Origin of the sequence: Streptomyces sp. NBC_00984 (genome assembly GCF_045162475.1) — a bacterium.
Classification (GTDB): domain Bacteria; phylum Actinomycetota; class Actinomycetes; order Streptomycetales; family Streptomycetaceae; genus Streptomyces.
The window spans coordinates 1-23444 of sequence record NZ_CP108736.1; the positions used below are offsets into that span (position 1 = coordinate 1).

At 67.2% G+C, this 23444-nt stretch carries 19 protein-coding genes and 1 pseudogene; 12 read left to right on the plus strand and 8 right to left on the minus strand.

Annotated elements, in window-relative coordinates:
* The first annotated feature begins 662 nt into the window (after window positions 1-662).
* From OG520_RS44050 to OG520_RS44095, 10 genes and pseudogenes are all read left to right on the plus strand, one after another.
* Window positions 663-2438 (plus strand): DEAD/DEAH box helicase family protein, encoded by a 1776-nt coding sequence (locus OG520_RS44050; RefSeq protein ID WP_331737064.1) that lies wholly within the window; start codon window positions 663-665, stop codon window positions 2436-2438.
* On the plus strand, window positions 2399-3241 hold the full coding sequence (locus tag OG520_RS44055) for a helicase associated domain-containing protein (protein WP_331737066.1): 843 nt from the start codon (window positions 2399-2401) through the stop codon (window positions 3239-3241). Before OG520_RS44050 ends, OG520_RS44055 begins: the two co-directional genes overlap by 40 nt.
* A gap of 98 nt (window positions 3242-3339) precedes the next feature.
* On the plus strand, window positions 3340-4641 hold the full coding sequence (locus OG520_RS44060) for a DNA-binding protein (protein WP_331747553.1): 1302 nt from the start codon (window positions 3340-3342) through the stop codon (window positions 4639-4641).
* Between the two features lie 115 nt (window positions 4642-4756).
* Window positions 4757-5848, plus strand: coding sequence for a TnsA-like heteromeric transposase endonuclease subunit (locus OG520_RS44065; protein ID WP_331737070.1), 1092 nt, complete (start codon window positions 4757-4759; stop codon window positions 5846-5848).
* Window positions 5748-7871, plus strand: coding sequence for a Mu transposase C-terminal domain-containing protein (locus tag OG520_RS44070; protein WP_331747554.1), 2124 nt, complete (start codon window positions 5748-5750; stop codon window positions 7869-7871). Before OG520_RS44065 ends, OG520_RS44070 begins: the two co-directional genes overlap by 101 nt.
* A gap of 122 nt (window positions 7872-7993) precedes the next feature.
* Entirely contained in the window at window positions 7994-8986 is a 993-nt protein-coding gene (locus tag OG520_RS44075; protein WP_317862449.1) for a TniB family NTP-binding protein, read from the plus strand.
* 282 nt (window positions 8987-9268) lie between these two features.
* Window positions 9269-10333: a helicase associated domain-containing protein gene (locus OG520_RS44080; protein WP_331737073.1), complete on the plus strand. Its 1065-nt coding sequence runs from the start codon at window positions 9269-9271 to the stop codon at window positions 10331-10333.
* Between the two features lie 285 nt (window positions 10334-10618).
* Window positions 10619-10972, plus strand: coding sequence for a hypothetical protein (locus OG520_RS44085; RefSeq protein WP_406016790.1), 354 nt, complete (start codon window positions 10619-10621; stop codon window positions 10970-10972).
* A 216-nt stretch (window positions 10973-11188) separates the two neighbouring features.
* Window positions 11189-12109, plus strand: coding sequence for a hypothetical protein (locus OG520_RS44090; protein WP_331737077.1), 921 nt, complete (start codon window positions 11189-11191; stop codon window positions 12107-12109).
* A gap of 371 nt (window positions 12110-12480) precedes the next feature.
* Window positions 12481-12639 (plus strand): annotated as a pseudogene (locus OG520_RS44095) (transposase family protein); the annotation flags it as partial.
* 218 nt (window positions 12640-12857) lie between these two features.
* On the opposite strand, the gene OG520_RS44100 reads toward OG520_RS44095, so the two are convergent.
* The 4 genes from OG520_RS44100 to OG520_RS44115 form a co-directional block, all read right to left on the minus strand.
* A complete protein-coding gene (locus OG520_RS44100; RefSeq protein WP_331737079.1) occupies window positions 12858-13871 on the minus strand; it encodes a hypothetical protein in 1014 nt (337 codons plus the stop codon).
* Between the two features lie 952 nt (window positions 13872-14823).
* Window positions 14824-15576, minus strand: a complete 753-nt coding sequence (locus OG520_RS44105) for a transposase family protein (RefSeq protein WP_331737082.1) — start codon at window positions 15574-15576, stop codon at window positions 14824-14826.
* 144 nt (window positions 15577-15720) lie between these two features.
* Window positions 15721-16806 (minus strand): XRE family transcriptional regulator, encoded by a 1086-nt coding sequence (locus tag OG520_RS44110; protein ID WP_331737084.1) that lies wholly within the window; start codon window positions 16804-16806, stop codon window positions 15721-15723.
* A 21-nt stretch (window positions 16807-16827) separates the two neighbouring features.
* Entirely contained in the window at window positions 16828-17505 is a 678-nt protein-coding gene (locus tag OG520_RS44115) for a hypothetical protein (protein ID WP_331737086.1), read from the minus strand.
* A gap of 517 nt (window positions 17506-18022) precedes the next feature.
* Here OG520_RS44115 and OG520_RS44120 point away from each other — a divergent pair.
* Window positions 18023-18286 (plus strand): hypothetical protein, encoded by a 264-nt coding sequence (locus OG520_RS44120; protein ID WP_331737088.1) that lies wholly within the window; start codon window positions 18023-18025, stop codon window positions 18284-18286.
* Between the two features lie 435 nt (window positions 18287-18721).
* Entirely contained in the window at window positions 18722-19069 is a 348-nt protein-coding gene (locus tag OG520_RS44125) for a DUF1330 domain-containing protein (protein ID WP_266752700.1), read from the plus strand.
* 149 nt (window positions 19070-19218) lie between these two features.
* On the opposite strand, the gene OG520_RS44130 is transcribed toward OG520_RS44125, so the two are convergent.
* The 4 genes from OG520_RS44130 to OG520_RS44145 form a co-directional block, all read right to left on the minus strand.
* Window positions 19219-20889: an IS1634 family transposase gene (locus OG520_RS44130; protein WP_331737090.1), complete on the minus strand. Its 1671-nt coding sequence runs from the start codon at window positions 20887-20889 to the stop codon at window positions 19219-19221.
* A gap of 152 nt (window positions 20890-21041) precedes the next feature.
* Window positions 21042-21611: a transcriptional regulator gene (locus OG520_RS44135; RefSeq protein WP_331737092.1), complete on the minus strand. Its 570-nt coding sequence runs from the start codon at window positions 21609-21611 to the stop codon at window positions 21042-21044.
* 36 nt (window positions 21612-21647) lie between these two features.
* On the minus strand, window positions 21648-22628 hold the full coding sequence (locus OG520_RS44140) for a DnaB-like helicase C-terminal domain-containing protein (RefSeq protein ID WP_331737094.1): 981 nt from the start codon (window positions 22626-22628) through the stop codon (window positions 21648-21650).
* A gap of 258 nt (window positions 22629-22886) precedes the next feature.
* Window positions 22887-23423: a hypothetical protein gene (locus OG520_RS44145; protein WP_331737097.1), complete on the minus strand. Its 537-nt coding sequence runs from the start codon at window positions 23421-23423 to the stop codon at window positions 22887-22889.
* Between the last annotated feature and the right edge of the window lie 21 nt (window positions 23424-23444).

Consider the following 23444-nt stretch of genomic DNA (forward strand, 5'->3'; position numbering starts at 1 on the left):
GGTGCCGCTACGCGGCACTTCCCCGAATTGCTTCGCAATTCGGTTGCTGGGCCACTCCGTGGCCCAGGGTCAGGGTCGGCGCTCCGCGCTGACCCTGACGATCCGCCAAGGCGGATCACTACCAGCCGCTCCGCGCCTGGTAGTTGGGCCCGCTACGCGGGCAGCGGGCTACGGGAGGTTGGCCGAGGGTTGGGTGAGGTGACGAGCCATCAAGCTGCGGGGGCGGATTCTGTCGAGGTTCGCACCTGATCGTATCGAGTGCGAACACTTCCGGTCATCCTCCCACGAACTGCATGCGTCATAGTTCTGAGTCAGCTACCTTGTTCCTAGAGGACAGACACCCACCAGCACTGGAGAGTCCGAGGAAATGACACTCTGGCTGCGTCCATAAATCCTGTTGAGGATGCGTCAAATTCACGGCCTGGATGGTTTGTCCGCCCGGGGGCGGATGCCTCCGCGGCACTGGAAGCTGAGAAATAGTGTCGCTCTTTCTTTCGTGTCCGTTTCTGATTGAGGAGAAGAGAATGTCTCGGGTGAGTTTCTACGGAAGCGGATACTGCGAAGAGTGTGACTCGACGTGGGAATTCGGTCCGGTAGAGGACGGAACGCTCCTGGAGTCTGACCACGAGTGCGAATCCGAGCGGGACGGCGAGTAACGGGGAATGGTGACAGACCAGGGCCTGAGGGCGCACCAGATCGAGGCGGTCGACGCCGTGCTCCGTCATCTCCAGTTCCCGGCCGGCGTCGCGGTGCCGGAGGAGGGGCTGCGGTGCCAGGTGATCGCGGCGACCGCGTCAGGGAAGACGAGGATCGCGGCGGTGGCCGCTCAACGACTGCGTGCCCGGCGGGTGTTGGTGCTGGTACCGACGGTGGATCTGCTGGCGCAGATGGCCGCGGAGTGGCGTCGGGCAGGGCGTGCGGGGGCGATGGTCGGTGCGTGCGAGTCACGGGTTTCGGCGTCCAGCGGGATGCCCTGCACCACGGACGCGGCGGAGCTCCTGTCCTGGGTGGGGGACGAGGATGTGGTGACGGTGTTCTCGACGTACGCCACTGCCTCCACGGCGGTGCAGGGGGCGCACCGGCTCGGGCTGGACGCCTTCGACCTGATGGTCGTGGATGAGGCGCACCGCACCTCGGGGGATGCGGCGAAGGCGTGGGCGGCCGTGCACGACCAGGTGAAGATGCCGGCCGTCCGGCGGCTGTACATGACGGCGACGGCGAGGATCTGGGAGTCCGCCGAGGATGCCCGCCGGGGCGGCCGGGAGGCTCCGCGGCTGATCGCGAGCATGGACCCCGAGTCGCCCGTGTTCGGGCCTGTGGCCTGGAAGCTGACGCTCTCCCAGGCTATTTCCCGGGGGCTGGTTGCCCCCTATCAGGTTATTTGCGTTGATATTTCCGATCCGGACTTGTATGCCGCGCAGGCGGGTGGCGACCGGGGCTCGGACCTGGTGCGCGGGGCGCGGCTCGCGGCGCTCCAGGCGGGGCTGCTGACGGCGGCTGCGGACGAGAACCTGCGGAAGTGCCTCACCTTCCACTCCCGGATCGCGGAGGCCGAAGCGATGGCCGAAGGCCTGCCCGCCGTCGCGAAGCGGCTGTATGCCGAGGATCCGAAGCACTACCACCCGGCGGAGCGGGTGGGGGCGTCCTGGCTTCATGGAGACCACAGGGCCGGCTACCGAAAGGCAATGCTGGAGGAGTTCGCGTCGAACGTGGTCAAGGTGCCCGACGGGAAGGGTGGCACGGTCTCCTGTCCGGCCATGTTCAAAATGATCGCGTCGGTTCGCGTCCTGGGGGAAGGAGTCGACACGAAGAACTGTGACTCTGTTGCCTTTTGTGACGCGCGCGGGTCAATGGTCGATATTGTGCAAATGGTCGGGCGGGCTCTCCGAATGCAGCCTGGCGAGGGAAAAATCGCCAGCCTGGTCGTCCCTGTTTTCCTTGCTCCTGGTGAAAGTCCGGACGAAATGATGACCTCCAGGGGGTACGAAACCCTCGCGAAGGTCCTCGGGGCGCTGCGTGCTCACGACACGGACGTGATCGAGGCGCTCGCCGACTCCCGTCCCCGTACAGGGCGTTGGAAGCCCGACGGGGCCGAGGGCGTCGACGGGGCGGAGGGCCGGGAGCGGACGGGCGAGGCGAAGGGTCCGAGCGCGCCCGCGCAGGGGCTGCTGAGGTTCTCCACTCCGCGGGATCCGGCGGAGGTGGCGCGGTTCGTCGCGCTGCGCGTGCTGCACCCCGAGACGGACTACTGGCGCAGCGGGATCGCGGCTGCGGCGCGGTACGTGCGCGAGGTGGCGAAGGACGGGGTGCTGAAGGTTGCGTACGACTACGTGACGCCGGTGGATGAGGGTGGGAGTCTGCGGGGTTCCCGCTGGGGACATGGCTGCGGAACCAGCGCATGGACTACCGGGCCGGAACACTTGCCCCGGAGCGCGTGAAGGCGTTGGAGGAGCTCGGGGTGGTCTGGTCCCACCGCGATCACGCCTTCGAGGAGGGGCTTGCCGCTGCCCGGCGCTGGGCCTCCGAGCACGGCCATTTCCTGCCGCCGGCCCATGCTGTGTGGGACGGGTATCCGGTCGGGACCTGGGCGAAGAATCTCCGCACGGCCGCGAGGCTCGCGGATGCGCGCGCGGAGCAGTTGGAGGCCGGACTGCCCGACGATGCTTTCGCGGGTGGCCTGTCGCAGGAGCGGCGGGAAGCACTGGACGAGATTGACCCGGGGTGGTCACCGGTCTGGGACGCGGGGTGGCAGCGCTGCCTGCGGCTCGTGCAGAACCATCTCGCCCAGGGCGGCAGCGTGCCTTGGGAGGCTGGGGAGGTCGTGGTCCAGGGCGAGGACTTGGGGCGGTGGGTTAAGGGATGCCGGTTGGGATGGGACGCCCTGCAACCGGCACAGCAATGGCTTCTGGAGAACGCCCTCGGGCTCGGACCCGCCGGTGAGGACGAGCGCCCGGTGCAACGCACCCAGGACGACAAGTGGATGCTCAACCTGGCGGCCGCGCGGCAGTTCCACGCCCGCGAGGGGCACCTGCGCGTACCCCGCAAGCACGAGGAGCAGCTGGTTTCCGATGGCGGCGGGTTCGGTGCGCAGGTGGGCGCTGGCGGGGTCGTGGTGGTCAAGCTCGGCACGTGGATTGACAACGTCCGCAAACGCGCTGGGAAGCTTCCCGAGCAGCGGCGGGCGGAACTCGACCAGCTCGGCATGCAGTGGGCGGCGGGCACGGCGGGGCGGTCGCGGTGAACGCCGGGGTGTTACGGCTGCCTCCTCTCGCCGGGGAGACGACGTTCTCCTTTCTGTGCCGTATCGCTGCTTGCTACGGAATGGAGGAGCAGACGTTCATGGCGCGCTGGCAGGCGGTGAACCACCGGCCCCGTCATGAGGGTGGGGCCGTGCGTGCGGATGGGGAAGTGCTGCTGGACGCGGCAGCCCGAAGGACGCTGGGCGCTGTGTGCGGGGTCGGGGAGCTGTCGCTGGGGCGGGCGTTGCCGTCGTGGGGGCGGGAGGATCCCAAGCTCGACGGACCGGAGGGCGGCCGGGGGCGGGTGGTGTGGAGGGTCGGGGGCGTGGTGGCGGGGCCGGTGGCGTTCGGGTGCCGGCTGTGCACGGCACGGCGTACGGGCGAACCGGCCCGGGTGATGCGGTACGCGCCACGGTGGGAGCGGGTGTGCGTGCGCCATGGTCGGTGGGCTCTGGACGCGGACGCCGACCAGCCCCGCGAGTACCTCGATCTGCGGGGTCTTCCGGAGGTGGTCGCGGCGCAGCGGCGGTGGGCTGGTGTGGTGCGTCGTGCGGTGCGGGCCGGTGTGGACCCGGGTGAGGTGTTCGGGCTGGCTTATGCGGTGGTGGCGCGGTGGTGGGAGGGGGCGTACGGGTGGGAGCGGGAGGAGATCTGGCCGCGGCGTCTGCACCTGGTCGCCGGGGGTGATGCGGGGGTTGATCTGGAGTGGTGGCGGGTGGTGGGGCGCGATGCGGTGATCTTCCCGGAGGTGGTGGCGGTCGCGGATGCGCTGCTGGATCCGGTCATGGCGCAGCTTGTGTGGGTGGACAGCGGGGGTGAACGGCCGCGGCCGTTGGGGGCGGACGGGAAGTTCTGCCGCCGTCTCGGTGAGCGGGTGGGGCGGTCTTGGTTGGGGCCGTTGATCGCGGTCGACTACGGGGGTCCGCTGATCGCGTGGATGGGGACGGTTGTCCGCCTGCGTCGTCATCCCGAAGGGCGGCCGGGTCTGTATGCGCGGTTCGGGGAGAACGTGTGGTGGGTGCGGCAGGAGCATCAGCCGTCGACGGTGGCTGCAGGGCTGCGGGTCTTGGCCGGGGAGAAGAAGTTGCCCGGCTCGGGGACGAACTGGCGGGCCGTGGTGCCTGCCGAGCAGCGCTTTTTGATCACCAATCTCCTCGGTGAGGTAGAAGAGCAGCTGCAGCAGTTGCGTGGTGCGCAGGTCGGTACTACCGCCGAGGTGGCCCGGTCCATGCTGGAGGGTTTGAGCCGGGGCACGGATCTGCTCGACCAGGTGCTGGGGCGGGTCATGGTGGCCGCGGTGAACGCTGGGATGAGGGTGGACGAGGTGGCCCGGTGGGCGCGGCTGTCCGAGGAGGAGGCGGTAGAAGTCCTCGGGACGTACCGGGGTGCGGACGGCGAGTAGAGCCGGGGCTGGCCGGGGTGGTCCGGTCGCTGCTTTTAGCGCATGAGGCGGCGGCTTGTGATCAGAACCCGTGAAACGTGTCCGGTGCGGTGGGGGCACCGGTGGGGTGGGGGGGATGAGCGGCAGGAGCGTGGTGGGCGGCCCTGAAAGGGCGGCCGGGCAGCGGGACGTGGTGGTCGGGGCGGGGTTCGAAGCCGTCTTCCTCGATCCGGTGGGGCGGATGGTGCAGCAGCGGTGGGCGGACGCGGCGGTGGCGGTGGCTTTCGAGGAGCTGGATCCGGTGTCGGCGTTCCCTGTCGTGCCGGGCCGCCGGTGGGGGCCGGGCCTGTGGTGGTCGGCCACCACCGGACGGCACGTGGCGTCGGGATCGAACGCGATGCGGGCGCAGCTGATGGTGCTCGACCGCGACCCCATGGTGGTGGGCCTGGCCGGGCGGCCGGTACGGGCGCTGTGGCGTGATGGCCGGGGGCGGGTGCGCTCGTGGGTGCCGCAGCTCTTCGCCCGCTACAAGGACGGCACCGGGATGCTGGCCGACTGCCCCAGCCACACCGAGGCCGGCGGCGAGCGGGCGTTGGAGGCCGCGGAGACGGTCGCGGAGGCGTGTGCGCAGGTAGGGCTCGTCTACCGGCGCCTTGAGCCGCTGGAGAAGACTCTGGTGGCGAACCTGAAGTGGCTGGCCGGCTACCGGCACCCACGCAACCAGGGCCGCCCGGGACTTGCGGCCGACGTGCTGGAGGCGTTCGCGCGGCCGCGGCCGCTGATCGACGGCGTGGAGGCGGTCGGCGACCCGATCGAAGTCCTGCCCGTCGCCTTCCACGCCTTGTGGCACGGGCAGCTGACCGTGGCGCTGGACGTGCCGCTGCACGAACGGGTCCTGGTCCACTCCCCCATGGTCCCTGCGGGTACGGGCGGCCCGGTTGATCAACGGGCCGCCGCCGTGCAAGGTTGCGACGTCGTCCGTGGTCGCGGCGGACATGAGGTGGGTGGCGGAGCAGGGGGCAGGCCGTCAGCGGCGGCACGAACCAATGCGAAGGCGGCGCGGCTGGCGGCAGTGGCCGGGGCGGGGAGGCGGTGTGAGCGGGGTACGGCGTGGTGGGCGGCCGGTCGTGGCCGTCGGTGCCCACGTGCGGTTCCGGGGGGTGCGGTGGCAGGTCGTCGCCCTGGCCGGGCAGGGCTTCCATCTGGTCGGCCAGGACGGGATGGATGAGGTGGTGCTGTCCGGGCATCTGTTCGCCGACCCAGGCTTCGCGGTCCTGGGCGCGGAGGCGGATCAGGCGCAGGCGGTGCCGCGGTGGGGGCTGTTCGAAACGGCGCCGGCCGCGGCGCGGGAGAAGGCGCTGGCCTGGGAGCGGCACATCCGGGAAGTCGAGTGCGGCCTTCCCGGCGGGGTCGGCAGTGGCGGGACGGTACGGGAGCAGTACGACCCGGATCGGTTCACACTGGCCCAGCGGGAGCAGGCCAAAGCGCAGGAGCTGACCGCGCTGAGGTTCGGGCGGGTGTCGCGGGCGACGGTGCAGCGCATGCGGCTCGCCTACCGTAAACAGGGGCTATGGGGGTTGGTCGACCACCGCGCCACCCGCGGCCCGAAGGGCCGTGGCGGTCGGCAGGACGAGCGGGTCGTCACCGCGATCAAGGACGTGCTGCGCGGGCAGCGGGGGCGTTCCAAAGGCACCGTCAAGGCGCTGATGCCGCTGGTCGCACGACTCCTCAAGGACCGGCATGGAGACGCGGTGCCCATGCCCGCGCAGGCCACTTTTTACCGGCTCGTCCATCAGCTCGCCCACCCGGCCGACCACCCCGCGCGGCCGGTCCGAAATCCGCCGATCACGGAAGACGGGCGCGCCATGACCCCGACCGTGGCTCTGCGGCCCGGGGAGCAGGTCCAGATCGACACCACCCGTCTGGATGTCCTCGCGCTGTTCAACGACGGGACGCTGGGGCGGCCCGAGCTCACGATCGCCGTCGATGTGGCCACGCGGGCGATCCTGGCGGCGGTGCTGTGTCCGGGCGGGACGCAGGCCGTGGACGCGGCGCTGCTGCTCGCGGAGATGGCTGTACCGCGCCCGGCGAGGCCCGCGTGGCCCGACGCCCTGCGCTTCACCCACGCCAGGCTGCTTGCGGGCGATCGGCTGCTGTCGCTGGACGAGCGGCTTCAAGGGGCGGCCGCCCGGCCGGTCGTGATGCCGGAGACGATCGTTGTGGACCGCGGGAAAGTGTTCCTGTCGCAGGTGTTCACCGCCGCCTGTGAGACGCTCGGGATCAGCGTGCAGGTGGCGCCGCCGTTCGCGCCGACCGCCAAGAGCATCGTGGAGCGCACCTTCGGGTCGATCAACTCCCTGTTCTGCCAGCATCTGCCCGGCTACACCGGTTCCGACGTCACCCGCCGCGGCAGAGACATCGAACGCGAGGCGTGCTACACCGTCGCCCAGTTGCAGGACCTCCTCGACGAATGGCTCGTGCACTGGCACCACCGCCCGCACGAAGGACTGCGCCACCCCGTACTGCCCCGGGCGGCGCTGACGCCGAACCAGATGTGGGCGGCGCTCGTCGCGGTCGCCGGGTACGTGCCGGTCCCTTTGAGCGGCAGTGATTATCTGGAGTTGCTGCCGGTGCGGTGGCAGGCCATCACCGAGCGCGGCATCCGTATCCATCACCGCACCTACGACTGTGATCTGCTGGGCCCCTACCGGGGCCAGGAGTCCGAAGTAGCGGCCCGCGGCGGGAAATGGGAAGTCCGCATCAACCCGCACGATGTCCGCCAGATCTGGGTACGGCTCCCCGACGGGCAACTCGCCGAGATCCCGTGGATTCACCGCGACCACGCCCACCACCCGTTCAACGACCGCACCTGGCGGTACGTCCGCACCACCGTCACCCGCCACCTGGACCCTGACCGGTACGAGGCCGGCCTCGCCGACGCCCTCGACCAGCTCCTGCGCCGTGCCCGTACCGGGCATGCCACCCCCGCCGAACAGCACCTGATCACCCGCACCGCCCCTGTGCGGATGCCTATGCCCGCACAGCGGGCCTCAGACGGCCCGCAGCACCCGGACCAGGCTGCCGATGAGACGGTTTCCGGAACAGACGACGACAGCCTCGACGCTCTCGACGACACGCCGGATGAGCCGTCGCCCCCGGACCAGGACACCGGTGAGGACGACGGCTCACCGGACGTGCCGTATACCGGGTACGGGCTGTACGACGCCCGCGCGGAGGCCCTGAAATGGTGAACACCAAGGCATCCACGGCCAGGGGCAGTCGCCCTGTCGGCACCCGCGACGAACACGTGGGCAGCGGGCCCGGGCAGGGGGCTGCGGGTGCTGTCCCCGAAACGGGTAGCGCCGGCAGGCCGGTGACCACGTGGCAGGGCTGGCAGCACTTCGCCACCACACCACCGCCCGTGCCTCCCGGGCCCGGTGCCCCGCCACGCAGCACGGAAGAACGCCTGGCCTACCACTCCGCGTTCGTCACCCTCCGCACCCCGGTCATCGACACCCTCGCCACCAGCGTCCGCACCCTGATGATCCTCGGCCGCCACCAGACCGTGACTGCTCGTCCTTCTCTGATCGTCACCGGGCCCGCGGCGGCCGGGAAAACCACCGCGCTCCTCCACGTCGGACGCACCTGCCACCTCGCCCACACCCACCGCAACCCGCCATCACCCGGCCTCCAGCATCCGCACGTACCGGTCGCGTACGTCCTCGTCCCGCCCGGTGCCACCGCGAAAACCCTCGCCACCGAATTCGCCCGCTACCTCGGCATCCCCGTCACCACCCGCATGACCCAGGCCCAGATCACCGACGCGGTCTGCCACACCTACCAGCAGGCCGGTGTCCGTCTCGTCCTGATCGACGAGATCCACCGCCTCAACCCCCGCACCACCACCGGCGCCCAGAGTGCCGACCTCCTCAAAGACCTCACCGAACGCATCGGTGCGACGTTCGTGTACGCGGGCATCGACGTCACCACGACCGCGTTGTTCAGCGGTGTGCGTGGCGCGCAGCTCGCCGGGAGGGCCTCACTCATCGAGTGCGGGCCGCTGCCCGCCCGGCACGGGACACACGAGCCGTTCAAAGAACTCATCACCGGCCTCGAGAAGGCTCTGAACCTCCAGCAGCATCGGCCCGGAACCCTCCCCCGTCATGCCGCATATCTCCACCAGCGGACCGCGGGCCGGATCGGGAGCCTGACCCGGCTGATCCGCCAAGCCGCGATCACCGCGATCTGTGACGGCACCGAAAAAATCACCAAAACCTTGCTCGACGGGATCCAGCTCGACCACCTCGCCGAAACCCACCACCGCCCCACCCCGACACCAACCCGGCCCCGTACACGACGGTCCTGACCCCCCGCCACCCCACTGACCAGCAAGAACACAGTCAATGCCTTTAGACCCAGGAACATATCCGCGACATCCCGCGCTCTGTCTCAACGAAACTGCAACAGCCCCAGGTCAGACCCCCATCCCACACCCTCAAAACCACCCCGAAACCGTTCTCAATCAATCATCAACACCCCAGCTCACAAACCACACACCACCGCAACTAACCACCCCCAGCGTTAGCACGCCAGCGACAACGCCGAGGACGTCCTCCAGGACGGGGACGGGGACGGGGCGGGGGTGCGGGTGAGTGGGGCGGCGGCCGGGGTGCTGCGGTTCAGCGAGGACCGCGACCCGGCCGTGCTGGCCCAGTTCGTGCGGCTGCGGGTCATCGACCCGGAGGGCGCGTACTGGCGGCGCGGGATCGAGGCGGCCGGCCGGTGGCTGCGCGAGACCGGAAACGGGGTGCTGCGGGTGCCGTACACGGTCGTCACGCCGGAGGACTGGGGCGGGGTGGGTGGGTATCCGCTCGGGCAGTGGATCGCCGACCAGCGCCGCTCCTACACGGCCGGGACACTGGAGGCCGGGCGGGTAGCCGAGCTGGAGAAGCTCGGGATGGTGTGGTCCGAGCAGGACGCGGCCTGGGCGGACGGGATCGCCGTCGCCAAGGAATACGCCGCGGTGCACGGCCACTTCCTCCCGCCGACCACCGCCGTCTGGGACGGGCACCCCATCGGGGTGTGGGCGAAAAACGCGAGGGCCGCGGCGCGCAGGGCGCGGGAGAACGAGGAGCTGCGCGCGGCCGGCCTTCCCGTTCCGTCGGCGGCCGGGGCGATGGCCGAAACGCGGCGGGACGAGCTGGACGCGATCGATCCGGGATGGTGCCCGGTCTGGGACACCGCGTGGCAGCGCTGCTACCGCCTCACCCAGAACCACATCCAGGCTGGCGGAACCCTCCCGGAGACCGTGGGCGACGTCGTCGTCCAGGGCGAGGACCTCGGACGCTGGGTCACCGCGCAGCGGTTCGGATGGGAACAGCTCCTGCCCGCACAGCAATGGATCCTGGAGAACACCCTCAAAATCGCACCGGCCGGGGAAGACGAGCGGCCGGTGAAGCAGACGCAGGACACCAAGTGGGCCGCGAACCTCGCGGCGGCACGGCAGTTCCACGCCCGGGAAGGACACCTACGGGTGCCCCGGAAGCATGCTGAGCACCTGGAGTCGGCAGAGGCGGTGTCGGGCCGTCAGAACGGCGCTGACGGGCCCGTGGTGGTCAAGCTCGGCACCTGGCTCGACAACGTCCGCAAACGCGCCGCCAAACTCCCCGAGCAGCGCCGCACCGACCTCGATCAGCTCGGGATGCGCTGGTAGACGGACACAGAGCGCGGGAAGGGCCCGGATCCCAGTCGTCGGCCCTTCGCTGCCAGTCACCCGGAACTGATTCCTGCCCTCGGTGTGGCGCTCGCCGCTTTCATGGCGCTCGCCGCCCTCCTGTTCCTTGTGACCTTCCAATGGGAAACGGGGGCGGAAACGACCCTTTCCGCCTCCCCGGTTGATCGGATCTCGGGAGAGTGGGCAATTTCCGCCCCCGTCCCCACCGGAGACAGTCGGCTGCAATGCTCGGCACACGATCCCGCCTTCCCCTTGGAGAGCAGCATGGAGCTGAGTGCCACCGGCGAACCCGTCGTGACGCAGGAGGACACCCAAGTGGAAGTCGGCCTCGACCTCCAGGTGGGCACGCTCGTCCTCACCCAGAGCGGCGCAGGCTTCGCCGCCTACCACGCCCTGGTCGAGTTCGCCTCGCCCCGAGAGCAGCCCTGGACGGCGCAGCAGGTCAAGTTCTCGGCTCACGGGCCGGACGGCGCATCCGTGGCGCTGGTCGTAGACCTCCTCAACGACGCCTGCGACGGGCCCCGGGACGGCATCCCCGAAGCGATCTGGCAGGTGGTGGCTCTCGCCGCGACGTCCGCCGGCGACGTCGGCATCACCTACGCGCCTCCCGCACTCTGACATCCAGGTAGCCGGGGCTTTCGCAGGCCGGACCCCGTCCCGGCCGCAGCCGCCCTGTACGTCTGAGGCCCCGCCGGTACATCACTGTGTTGACGTACCGGCGACGAGCACCAGGCGGCACAGAATCCGGGACGGAGCGGCCGGGCGTCCGGCGCGCGATCCCGACCCGACCTCGCATGTCCTGCCCCCACGGGCCCGTCGGGTTCGGGATCCTTGATGGATGAGCTGCCGCACGGTGACGCGTTTTTCCTCACGAGCCCGATGTCGGTCCTCGGCAGCCGCGATACATACGTGATGTTCAGTCAGGAAGGGCTAACCGTGTCTGGTGGGACAGTTCAAATACGCAGAGTCCGTACGGGAAGCCTCGCGGACCTAGGAGAGAAGTCCCACACCTTCAGGGTGCGGATCGACGGCGTTCAGGTGGCTCTCCTGCGTATCGACGAAGAAGTCGTCATCCCTGTGTCTTCGGGCCGCCATCGTGTGCAACTGCGCAATGACCTGCTGTCGTTCATCCTCAACCTGAATCACAGCGAGACGTTCGACATCGAGGTACAGCCGGGCGAGGCCATCCGCTTCGAGTGCAGGTGCACTAAGGATCACTCGAAGATCCTGCTGCGCCGCCTGGAAGACTCTTCAACGTCCGCGCCTTCTGATTCCGGGGTTGTGGACGCCCGGGTTCTGGGGGTGACGCAGATGACGCGTACCGAAGAATGGCTCGGTGAGGACGTGCGGCTGATCGATAACAGTGCCAGCCCCGCCCCCGTTACGCGCAGCCTGAAGGCCAGCCGTGAGTGGACCCGGACCCTGACGCTGGGCGAGACCCGCACCCAGTCCTCGGGCGGTCACGTGGGCGTGAACCTTCTCTGGCTCTCGGCGAAGGGAAGCATTGAAGCCGAACTGCAGCGCACGCTCTCCCTGGCAATCGGCAGCACACATCTGTTCGAAGAGGAGATCGGTGTCACGGTTCCAGAACGGACCGCGGTGCGGATCGTTCTGGGCTGGAAGCGTATCTGGCAGTGCGGCGAGGCCCGCGTGTTACTTCCGGATAGATCGGTGCACATCGTGCCGTATCGGGTTGTGGTGAGTGTGACCTTCGATCAGAAGATCCAGGACGTCACCAGCCTCCCGGACGGATAGACCGTCCGCTTGCCCCGTCGGCGCCGACGGGGCAAGCGGATATCTAGACCGCCTAGAGGAAGCTGGGCACGGCGCAGCAGCCGGACGTCGTCCAGGGCGTAAGCCTTCAGCAGCCGCCGCCCGAGAAACCCGATCCGCTCGGTGGTCCTCCTCCACGACCAGGTCCGTCTCCACCCGCATGTACGGCTCACTCCCGGCCCGCCGCTCCCCCACCACCGCCGCGCTGTTCAATGCCTCACCGACACGAGCCGCAAGCACGGGCTCAAGGCGCGCGGAAACCCTGGCCGGCCCGCCCTCGTCCCCCACCGCCAGGACCAGATGGTGCGGTCTAAGCCGGGGGCCGGTGAACCCCAGCACCAAGGCATCCACGGCGCCGGCGTCACAACCGCGATCACGCCAAGATCCGCAGCGTCGGCGAACGCGCCATGGCCACCCTCAAATGCTGGCGGCTCCTGCGGAAGCTCCGCTGCAGCACCACCCGGATCACCGGCGTCGTCCGTGCTGTCGTCGCCCTCGAACTCGCCACCTGATCAAGATGAAAAGGCTCCATGACAGCCATACCCGGAACCCCTGGGCCTAGCCGATCTTACGAATGACCAGTTCAGTCCCACATCAAGAAGGTAGGACTCCATGATCCACAAAAGCCGTGCTCGTCTCATGTCCGGGTATCGACGATCAACCGGTCAAACCGGGAGCGACGGGATTCTCCCCGGGGCCCTGGGGCGCCGCTCGCCGTTTGAACGCTGATCTATTTGACCAGCCACTCCGATCCCGTCCACGACGTGCGAAGGTATTGCTGCCCCGAGAAGACAACATATTCCTTCGGGATGTCCGGCATCTGCATCACGGCGTCGATTCCTGCCGCAAAGCTCGGGTAATGGCCGAGCCCTCCCCATTCGCTCAACGGCTTTGGTTTCTGGACCACGATATCGTTATGGTGTCCGTCGTTCACTTTGAGGCGAAGGTAATGTGAACCCGAGAAGACCCAATATTCGTTGTCGTCATCTGGCGTCCTCGTTACGGCATCAATCTTCTTGAATGATGGAGAAGTGTTGTCGAGGGAACTCCAGCCACTCAGCGGGCTTGTCTTCGAATCTTCCGGAATCCTGGTATCCATATGGGGCCATTTGTTGGCCACGTTGATGCGAAGAAAACGTGAACCCGAGAATATCCAGTACTTGTTGCGGTCGTCCGGCCACTGCATCACGGCATCGATCTTCTTGAACGGTGGAGAACTTTCGCCCTCGACTGCCTGGAGGGAACTCCAGTCGGTCAAGGGTCCTGGATTCTGCACCACTTCAGCGAGATTTCTCTCCTTGCGGGTCACCTGGATGAGGGTGAAATTTTTCCCGGAGAAGAGCCAATACCTGCCTTTTTTATCCGGCGTCTGCATTACGGCATCGATTTGTTTTGTGAACCCTGCTTTATCGAAAGGGGGAAAATCTCGATTATTGAAAGCGAACAAATCGCTCAACGGTCTCGGGCCCTGCGCCTTCTTGCCGTCCGTGCCGGTGAGGCGTACGGCGACGAGTGCGCCGGCCGTCGCGGCAAGTGTGGCGCCGCCGAGTAGGACCGTGCGGCGACTCGGTGTACGCGAGGTGCCCAGTACCTTCTTGGCGTCGGCCGCGGTACCGACGTTAATGGTGAATTCCTGCCGAAGGTCCCCGCCGACGTAGTTGCCGTCCGCGCCCTGCGTGGTCTCGGGTTGACGGGCTGTGCGCCGACGGAACGTCCCTCGGGGTTCCCTCTGCGGCTCACCCATTTTGGTCCTGCCGGAAATCTCCCTTGACGTTGTTCCGGTGCGCTTCCTGCGCTGTGGGCCCGGTGGCCGCCTGGGTCAAATTGCCGTCGATCTCGTTGTCATCGGCCCGCTGGCTTCTGCCCTGCTCCGGTGCCACAGGGAGCCACCACTGCACCACGGTCCCCACTACGAGTAACACCGCCGCAGAAGTCCACCACGCCGTTGATCGGTGATCAGTGAGGAATCCGGTGGCCACGTTTACCGCTGCGGCGACTACCACCGCCCCCACCGCTCCCACGAAACGCTGTACGACTGGAATCATTCATGCCCCCCGAGCAGGACCGAACACCCCGACACGACGGTCGTGCAGGGAACCGGTCGGCCCACGGGTGCGGGCCGACAGTGCTGGACCCGGACACCCACCAGCTGTCGGCACGACTCACGTAGGGGGGCTTCCGCCCATCCGGATCCCTATCTGCCGACTATAGGGCCACAGCAGGGGGGACGTCCGGCTGATGGAACATCTGGCCTTCGGTCATCGACTTGGCCGCCTGCGTCTACTCCCGCGCAATCGGCGAATGACGGGTCGAATCAATTCATGCCCCACTCCGAACCGAACCGTCCTCGCGTCGGTACAGCGCCACGGATTCGGCCGCTGATGGTCGGCCCAGCCGGCGCCGCTTGGGCAAGACTTTGCCACAGAGCCACGAATGATTCTCTTCACTCCCCTGGTGGGGTGACCTCACGCCCCGCGAAGTGCGTCGCGTTACTGCGAGTGATCCATGGTTCGAGTCGGGCGTCGGGGATATTTGATTCCTTGGCGCCTTTCGTGCTTGGCAATTGTCCCCAGGAGTAGGTGCGAAAGTGATCATTGGTAAGTCGGTGTCACGAATAGCATGTCAACGGAGTTCAGGTCCGATACCAACGTCACTGTCAGCGCGGAAACCGGAGTGAAGGAGCCTTTTCATCTTGATCAGGTGGCGAGTTCGAGGGCGACGACAGCACGGACGTCGCCGGTGATCCGGGTGGTGCTGCAGCGGAGCTTCCGCAGGAGCCGCCAGCATTTGAGGGTGGCCATGGCGCGTTCGCCGACGCTGCGGATCTTGGCGTGATCGCGGTTGTGACGCCGGCGCCAGCCGCGCAGAATCCTGCCCCGGAACGGGACACGGACAGCAGGGCCTGCGCCCTGATACGCCTTGTCCGCCCAGCACTTGATGTCTTCGGCGGTCAGGGCGGCGGGAATGCCGTGGGTCCGGGCCGCGGTCAGATCGTGCACGGCTCCAGGTAGCGCGTCCGAGGCCCAGATCAGCCGGCCGGCTGGATCCGCGAGGACCTGCACGTTCATCCCATGGTGCTTCTTCTTCCCCGAGTAGTAGGGCTGGTCGGCAGCAATGCGGTCGATCGGCAGCACGGTGCCGTCGAGGATCACGTACGCCTTCTTCCGCACGGCCGTCATGGCCTGTTCCAGCGTGGGCGCGAGAGCGGCCAGGAGGTCAACAGCCTCGCGTATGTACCGATAGACCGTCGCAATCCCGACGTGGAAACCTGCTGCGAGGCGGGCGTAGGTGTCGCCGCAGCGCAGGTGTGCCAGGACGAGCAGGGCCTGCCGGCCACAGGTGAGGCGACGCCACCGGGAGCCGATCCGGCGGCGGTGACCTGCGAGGAGACCGGAGAGGTGTTGCAGGGCGCGGCTGGACAGATCAATGCCGGACGGGTAGACAAGCACGCGGAAGCTCCTGGCGGACTGGTGATCTTGGTCGTGAACCCGTCTACCAGGAGCTTTCTTCACGCCCGCCGCCGGGGTCACCCATCCGACCACCCGTCAGGCTGGAAACGGCTCACTGAACAACCCACGACGCCCATAATCTGTCTACCGGACAAGGGAAAGTGCGGGCCGGATGGGAGCTGTCTTTTGCTCTCCGCCCCTGTATCCGATGGGTGCAAGGCCGAACAGGTAGTGGTTGAGTTCTTCAGGGAAGATGTGCAATGCGTTCGCCAGATCAGTCAGGGGGATTCCGTCTGCGCGCAGCACTTCGAGTACTTTCGAGATGATTCTGCTGCTCTCGCGGACCATGGATGATCCGGGTTCGCCTTTCCTATATCCAAGTTGGGCGAGCTGTTTCGCGGTCTGCTGAAAGCGCCATTCAGAGAGGAGCTGCAGGCTTCTCAGGCGGTAGGTAAATGCCATTGCAGATACGTTCCACCGTCTTTTGGCGCTGAGGATCCGCTCGACAGAGGCGTTGCTGACCTGTTGGGCAAGGATGCCGGCTTTCGGCATGAGGAAGGCAGAGGCGAAGGCATCGGCAGCGGCTTCGGCGGCAGGACCGCGGGGCGACTCGTAGCCGCTGTGCAGGACAAGGTGGCCAAGCTCGTGCGCGGCGTCGAAGCGGCCTCGCTCGCCGGTCTTGCGGGTATTGAGCAGGATGTAAGGGGTGCCGTGCCGGATGGTGGAGAAGGCGTCGGCGTCCAGGCAGTCCGGTGCGAGGGAGAAGACCCGCACGCCGTGGGCCTCAAGGAGATGAACCATGTTGGGCGCTGGTGCTTCTCCTATCCCCCAGTCGGCACGTACCTGCTCGGCGGCCATCTCGGGGGACAGCTCGCCGTAGGTGGGCACACCGGGCTTGGGGAGGGTGAAGTTGTCCTCAAGCCAGTGGTTCAAGGTGGCGGCGATGGAGCCGCAGCTGAGGGCGCCGTCACGCTCGGCGGCGCTCATCTTCGAGGGGGCGCGGAAACTGACGGCGCCGGGAACCATGTCGGGTGCCGGCGGCGCGTGGAAGAACGACAGGGGAAAGTGAAGGGCTTCAGCGAGTGAGGAAAGTGTTTCGTCGGACGGAACCTTGCGCGCATTCTCGAACGCGGTGATGCTCTGGGCAGAGAAGCCCGATTCGCGGGACAGTGCCGCGAGCGTCATTCGCCTTCGTTTACGTGCGAGTACCAGTCTTTCGGGGGTAAACACTTTCCCCAACTCCTGTCGTGCTTAGTTATTTACTTGCCGACTGACCTCGAAGTCCAGGGCGTCACCGCTGGCAGGCGGCGCGTCCAGGAGTGCGATGTCGAGGCCCGGATCAGCTCGGGTGAAGAGCGGCAGGCGCTCGCTCCACTCATTCTCATTCACGTACTGGCCCTCCATTTTCACCGGGAGGGAGAGCTCGGCCGAGAGCATACCTTCGTCGTTTCGCTCATAGAGCAGGAACCACAGGGGCATGGAGCCAAGTTCCCCGCCGAACTCGACTTCGTCCCGGGAGCTGAAGACGCCTTGGCCGCCGCGTTCGTATTTCATGTTGTTCTCGACCAGCTGCGCCATGACACGGCCCTTGGGGTTCTTGGACCGGACCGTGCAGTCCAGATCACCGACACCACCCGACCCGCTGATAGCGGTGATGGCATGATTCCCGGAAGGATGCACGACACGCAGAATGCTGTCGCGCCGTGTGTACTTCCACACCGGGTTCTGCTTCTTCTGATCAGTCAGGCACTCCGCGAGATAGCGGTTGCTCCTGCTCCAGAACGTGATCCCCGGCATCGCGGGCGCGTCGAAATCCGTGCACATATTCGCCTGGGTCGATGCCCAGTCCAGCGCTTCCTCGAATAACTCCTTGCTCACGCCCAGCTGCTTGAGCCTCGCGTCGACCTGATGCGCCTGACGTCCGATCACAGCGCTCCTCCCAGTGTTGGTTTCAAAGACCGTACCTGAAACGAGGGCCGTTTTTTGAAACCTTGGCGATCATTGCACAACTGCTCGCTTCTGTCATGACGGAAGCGAGCACATGTTCGAATGAACCGGAAGGGCAGACCATCGCCCGGACCGTCCCGGGCACGCAGATCCGGCATGAGGGCCCGGCGCACAGCCGACCGACGGCCTGAGCTGAACAAGAGGAAAACGACGGGGCCGGCAGGTCGAGAACCTTCCCGGCCCCATCCGTACAGTTCGTGAGGAAGGGTCAGTGAACGGCACCGGACGCGTGCTGCCGGCACCCGTCAACCCGTGGGGCCGAGACCCGGGAGGGGCCGTTGCGGCGGCACTGCTCGCCCCGATCGAAGGGACCGAGGTGCAAAAGGACGGATGGATCAAGTGCCCGTAGGGCACCTGGCGCACGCGCGCAAGATTCACAAGGATGCTTGGAACCTTTGGATACTGACGAGTTGAACCTACCCGTGAGGAGACCAAAGCGATGACCACGGCAGAAACCACGGCAGAGACCACGGCGACCCTTTTAAAGGGCGCCTACGAGGGATTCAGACTGCGGCTCGGGGGCGTCCTAATCGACGTGCAGCCCGTTGCCGGGCAGAGCCTCGCCGCGCCCGACCCGGAGATTCAGATAGACGTCTACATGGCGGACGGGGACGGGATTGGGCGGTGCGCGCTGACCGAACGGGTCAGTGGCGCACGGCAGTTGAGGGCTGCCCTTGCCGAGTGGAAAGCGATTCTGTCCTGACAGAAGCAGCAGCCGCGGGCGCGGTATCGGCTCCGTGCTCCTGCTCGTGCTCGTCGTCGGTCCGCGCCGCGTCATCGGGCCGGGCCGACCGGCGGGGCCACTCCCCCGCCTCGGGGGTGCTTTTTGCCGTACGGAGCACTGCATGCCTTTCTGGGCCGCGAACGCGGGCCGCCCCGGGCTGGGAGGCCCGGGGCGGCTGACAGGCGCTCAGGATGCTCTAGGCCCGGACTTCGCGGGTCGTTGATTCGGATCTGCTGCTGGGTCCCAGCGGTACTCACTGGTGCCGTACCAGTGAACGCACCAGGCTCGAGTCTGAGTTACTCGGCGATGGAGGCCGTCACGACGGCAGGAACCTTACCTGGCGGGTCATCGCCCCGGGTGGCTCCGCATGCCATGATCGGCGGCGTACGGAACCCGACCGACTGGAAGGACATCATGCCCGCCTATGCCATAGCGCACCTGCAAGAGGCCGCCCCGGTCCCGGAGATCGTTGAGTACATCGAGCGCATCACCGCCACCTTCGAGCCGCACGGCGGCCGATTCCTCGTGCACGCCGCGCAGCACGAGGTGAAGGAGGGCAGTTGGCCCGGGCACGTCGTGGTGATCGGCTTCCCGGGGATTGCAGAGGCACGGGCCTGGTGGGACTCACCCGCATACCAGGAGATCGCACCACTGCGCTCGCGGCATATCGAGGGCGACATCATTCTGGTCGAAGGCGTCCCCGAGAGCTACGACCCAACTGCCACCGCCAAGGCGATGCGGGAGACCCTGCCTACCGAGTAGCCCTCTGGTTCGGGCCCGGCTCAGCAGCGCCGGGCCCTTGGCGGAATTTGCTCCCGCGGTAGCCGGATGTAGCAGCGCTTCAGCAGGTCGAGCGCATCGTGAATGCCGCCGCTGAACGCGTCACGGATCATCTGTTGGGCAGCACGGCATTACCCGCCATAGGTCGAAGGCACTGCAGGGGTCTGGTGGCTGTCTAGGCCCGGACTTCGAGGGTCACAGTTTCCGGTTTGTGGCCAGTGGGTTTGTCCGATGTCGGTGTCGAGGAGATCGAGGAGGTGGAGTTGAACGCCTCGGGTGATCTGGACGGTGGGTGGGTCGGTGATGTTGCCGATGCGCAGGGTGAGTTCGCCGAGGTGGTAGAAGATTATGCGGCCGGTCGGGCGGACCCGACGGTTATCGGGGTAGAGGCCGGTCATGGTCTGCTCGGGGCCCAGGGCCCGTCTGACCTGCCGCTCGATCAGGCAGAACACCAGTAGGGCCAGGCAGATGACCTGGATGAGGGCAGCGACGCGCCGGTTGTGTTGCACGAAGACCGGGGCGACGGCGAGCGGTCCCTTGAAGTCGTGGTAGCGGCGCTCGACCGCTCCCTGCCCTTTGTAGTGGATCAGGACCTGGCCCGGATCGGCTTCCTCGGCGGGCAGCGAGGTCAGCAGCGCGTACCAGCCGTCGACCGCGGCCTCGGCATTGAGGACCTCCTCATCGAAGTGCCAGTCCATAGCGGGGACGCCGTGCTCGTCCTCGGTGATGTGAAAGCGCAGGCAGGAAGCGACACGGCGCTTCGCCGCGATCACACCGAGGCGGGCGACGATCTTCTCGGCACTCCTGTAATGCCGTCCGCCGGCCGCACCGGCGAGCTTGCCGAGATCGTCAGCCGCTTTGGTCAGGCGCTTGTCCCGGGCGGCCTGCTGGCCGGCGGCGTTCGCGGTGGAGTGGACCAGGATCCGCCGCACGGTGAGCTCGGGATCGCTCTTCCTCGCTCCCTTCAGTGTGTGGGTGTCCTCCAGCACCCGGTAGCTCTCACGCTGAGCGGCTGTCTTGCCCGCGTCTCTGTCCGGCACCCAGTCCACGGTCGTGGCCAGGGTGAGGTCGAGGGCGGCATAGACCTCGCCCTTGACCTGAGCGGCGGGGGCTGGAGCGATGAACTGAACCCCGGCCGTCAGCAGGGCGGCGACGTTGGAGTAGGACACCAGCTTGGAGTCGGCGACCATCAGGAAATCGCGGGTACCGGCCATCGTGCGCAGGTCCTTCATCGTCCCGACGACCTGGCTGACCTCGGCCGCCGATCCGTCGAAGACCCGGGCGTGGACCGGGATACCGCCGTCGGCGCTCACCGCGAGCCCAGCCTGGACCTGTTTCAGATCCACCCGCCGGTCCTTGGGATGCCCGTAGCCGATGACTGGGAAGTCCTCGTCCTGGCCCTCGGCCGGATAGGCGCCGTGGACAGACATACTGGTCATGTCCCAGTGCAGACGGGACACATCAATACCGAACTCGGCGATCGCCCGGGCCCCGACCGTCCCGGCAACGTGCTCCAGATGCGGAGCAATCGCATCCAGAGCCCGGGCTAGCCGGTCGTCGTTGAGCAGGCCCGGCTCGATACCGAAGACTTCCTCCACCGCCCACGTGCGAGCCCAGTCCCCGACCCGCACCAATGGTGCCGGTGCGGTCAGCCGGTTGGCCACCAGCGCCTCGATGACCTGCCCGTGCGTCGCCAGCGCGCTGATGCCACCAGGGCATACCTCATCGATGATCCCGGCCAGATCCAGCCGACGAGTGAACTCGGAAACGACAGGCAGAGCGCCCAGACGTTTCTCCACCACGGACGTCACCGCTACTTCAAAACGCTGACGCTGAGACCGTGACCGCGGGGACCGGGAAGTCTTCGACACACCCCACCCAACGCCACACCCCGGCCCGAGGACACCCCGGGACCGGTCACACCATACGAATCAACGACCCGCGAAGTCCGGGTCTAGGCGGCGAACCCGATGTTGGTGACGTACTCGTACTGGCCCCACTGGGATCCCAGGTCGACGATGACGTCCTCCCAGGCGTCGTCGAGGGCCTGGTGGTCGCCGGCTGCCCAGGTCTCGACTATGCGGTCCCAGCGGCGGACGTTCATCGTGCGGTACTCCACCAGCCGTTGGAGCGGGCGCGGTACCTGTGACTGGTTGAGCGGGTGGATCTCCACCCGGGTCCCGCCGCGGGCGTTCAGGCGTCGGAGCAAGTGCCGTGCGACGTTCTGGCGGCGGACCTGGCGGTAGGCGGCCTCGATGCGTTCCAGGTTGGCGTTCGACGGCCGGCGCTTCTCGTCCAACCATGCCTTCAGCGTGCGGTCGGTCACCGTGAGCCCGGCGTCCCGGGCCGCCCTGCGGCTGTGGTCCGTCCGGGTGAGGTAGTGCAGGCGGGCCATGAGGCCGCGCTTCACGGTGACCGGGGTGACGATGCCGTCCGCGAGCTCGTCAAGCTTGCGTGCGACGGCGTCGCTGCCTTTGGTGCCCCGGGCGCCGAACTTCCCGAAGTCGATGGTCCTCTCCGGCATGAGTCCCTTCCTCGCTTCCTCGTTGTCGGTCCCCGGCTACCAGCTGGCGGTGAAGCGGCGTGGCGCCGGGCCGGAGCGGTCTTTGGCTACCAGGACGTCGACCGTTGCTGGGGCGGTGCGGTCGACGAGTGTGACGAGGTCGGCGTGGTATTTGAGTTCGGCGGCCGTGCCGAGGTCGTCGAGGTCCAGGGGCCGGCCCTCACGGCGCGGGCGTTCCAGTCGGGCGATGAGCAGGATCGAGGGTGTGCCCAGGGATTCGGTCATGGCGATGGACTTGAGATCTCTGGACACCATGTCGATGTCGTCCGGGGAAGCGATTCGGGAGGGGCCGTTCTCGTCGTGCCGGCTCATCAGCTGGAGGCGGTCGATGACTACGAGGGGGGCGCGTTCGCCGCGTTCGGTCATGTCGCGCAGGACGTGTTCGATGCGCTCGGTGGTCAGCGTCCTGACGCGGTCGATCGTCAGGTTGGGGATGGGGTTGCGGGGGGTGAGGTCGGGGGCGAACATCGCTACCCGCCTGCCCTGGGCGGCGTTGTGGACGGCAATGTCGTACCCGGCCTGGGCTTCCCTGCTGCGTGAGCGGGTGCCGAGGCAGCTGAAGTGCGCGCTGGCCAGGTTGAGGGCTTCATCCATCTCGGGCCAGGGCGTCATCTCCTTGCCGTGAGGATTGTCGGTGCCTGAGATCGTGTCCGACCAGAACTTCACGGATTCACGGGCGATGTAGGGCGAGATCATGATCTGTGCCCAGTGATCGAGTAATTGCCGTGTCTCCGGCGCCTGCGCGGTCAGTCGGATCGTCGTCTTCTCGTATCCGTCGGTGCCGACTCGGTTGGAGAAGGCGGGGTCGGCAATCCGTGTCCGGCAGGGTTCGTCGTGGACGGGATAGGGGCCCCAAACCCAGTTCTCCGGGCGGTCCTTGGTGAAGCCGACGGCGGCAATCGCCCCGTTGGCGTCCGGTTCGAGGGGTTCGAGGCAGACAGGGCAGTCGTACATGGGGCCCTTTCGTGTGGTGGTCATCGACATTGATCGTCCAAATTGGCGTCTGCGGGGCGATCCCGGGCAGCCCGGGGAAGATGCGCCCGCGGCAAGAAATAGGCGGCGAGAGGAGCAATCAAGCGCCTTGGATGGGCTCTTGATCGCGTCAGGACAGGCTCACCCGCTCGGCGCATTGTAGGTTCGCGCCGCTGCTGTCATCTCGGACCGCGGTGACCTGCTGCTTGTGCTGCGGTCTCACCGGATGTCCCGCGGCTTCCGTCTCACTTCGGTGGCATTTCTTCATGCGGCATCGCCCTGCTGGTCCTCGTCGGGCTTCCAGGTCTGGTCGAACCAGGCGATGAAGTCCATCACGGTTCCGACGCGGGCGATCCTCTCGTGGATGGCTCGCTGGTCGTGGCCGGGGAGGAAATCGCCCCGGCCGATGGGCTTGCCGCATCCGCAGTTGCACTCGCGGTTGCCCAGGGGGGAGTCGAAGTAGGTGATGGGGTTCTGCTGGGCGCCGTTCGGCGCCGGCTTGCCGACGTAGTGGTCGTGGATCGGATGCCCGGGGCCAAGAATGCGACCTTCGAAGGCCCGTCGCCCACCGGGGACGTCGACAACCCGGTCGATCTCCATAGCCTGGCGGATGATTCCGCCTCCGTTGACGACCGCGAACCGCTCTCTTTCGACGCGCGCCCCGGGCATCACCCAGACTCCGCGGGCGATCTCGTAAAGCTGCCGGTCGGACAGCCCGTCGCGCCAGCCGATCTGTGAGCGCCGAAGAGGATCGCTGTTCGGGTCGACGTCCTTCTTCTTGCCGAGAGTGATCTGAATCATCGCGCCTCCCTGAGAGGCCGC

Coding starts and splice junctions, on each gene's coding strand:
- OG520_RS44050 (WP_331737064.1), top strand. CDS start 663: ATGGTGACAGACCAGGGCCTGAGGGCGCACCAGATCGAGGCGGTCGAC.
- OG520_RS44055 (WP_331737066.1), top strand. CDS start 2,399: ATGGACTACCGGGCCGGAACACTTGCCCCGGAGCGCGTGAAGGCGTTG.
- OG520_RS44060 (WP_331747553.1), top strand. CDS start 3,340: ATGGCGCGCTGGCAGGCGGTGAACCACCGGCCCCGTCATGAGGGTGGG.
- OG520_RS44065 (WP_331737070.1), top strand. CDS start 4,757: ATGAGCGGCAGGAGCGTGGTGGGCGGCCCTGAAAGGGCGGCCGGGCAG.
- OG520_RS44085 (WP_406016790.1), top strand. CDS start 10,619: ATGGAGCTGAGTGCCACCGGCGAACCCGTCGTGACGCAGGAGGACACC.
- OG520_RS44090 (WP_331737077.1), top strand. CDS start 11,189: ATGGATGAGCTGCCGCACGGTGACGCGTTTTTCCTCACGAGCCCGATG.
- OG520_RS44100 (WP_331737079.1), bottom strand. CDS start 13,871: ATGGGTGAGCCGCAGAGGGAACCCCGAGGGACGTTCCGTCGGCGCACA.
- OG520_RS44120 (WP_331737088.1), top strand. CDS start 18,023: ATGACCACGGCAGAAACCACGGCAGAGACCACGGCGACCCTTTTAAAG.
- OG520_RS44125 (WP_266752700.1), top strand. CDS start 18,722: ATGCCCGCCTATGCCATAGCGCACCTGCAAGAGGCCGCCCCGGTCCCG.
- OG520_RS44135 (WP_331737092.1), bottom strand. CDS start 21,611: ATGCCGGAGAGGACCATCGACTTCGGGAAGTTCGGCGCCCGGGGCACC.
- OG520_RS44140 (WP_331737094.1), bottom strand. CDS start 22,628: ATGACCACCACACGAAAGGGCCCCATGTACGACTGCCCTGTCTGCCTC.
- OG520_RS44145 (WP_331737097.1), bottom strand. CDS start 23,423: ATGATTCAGATCACTCTCGGCAAGAAGAAGGACGTCGACCCGAACAGC.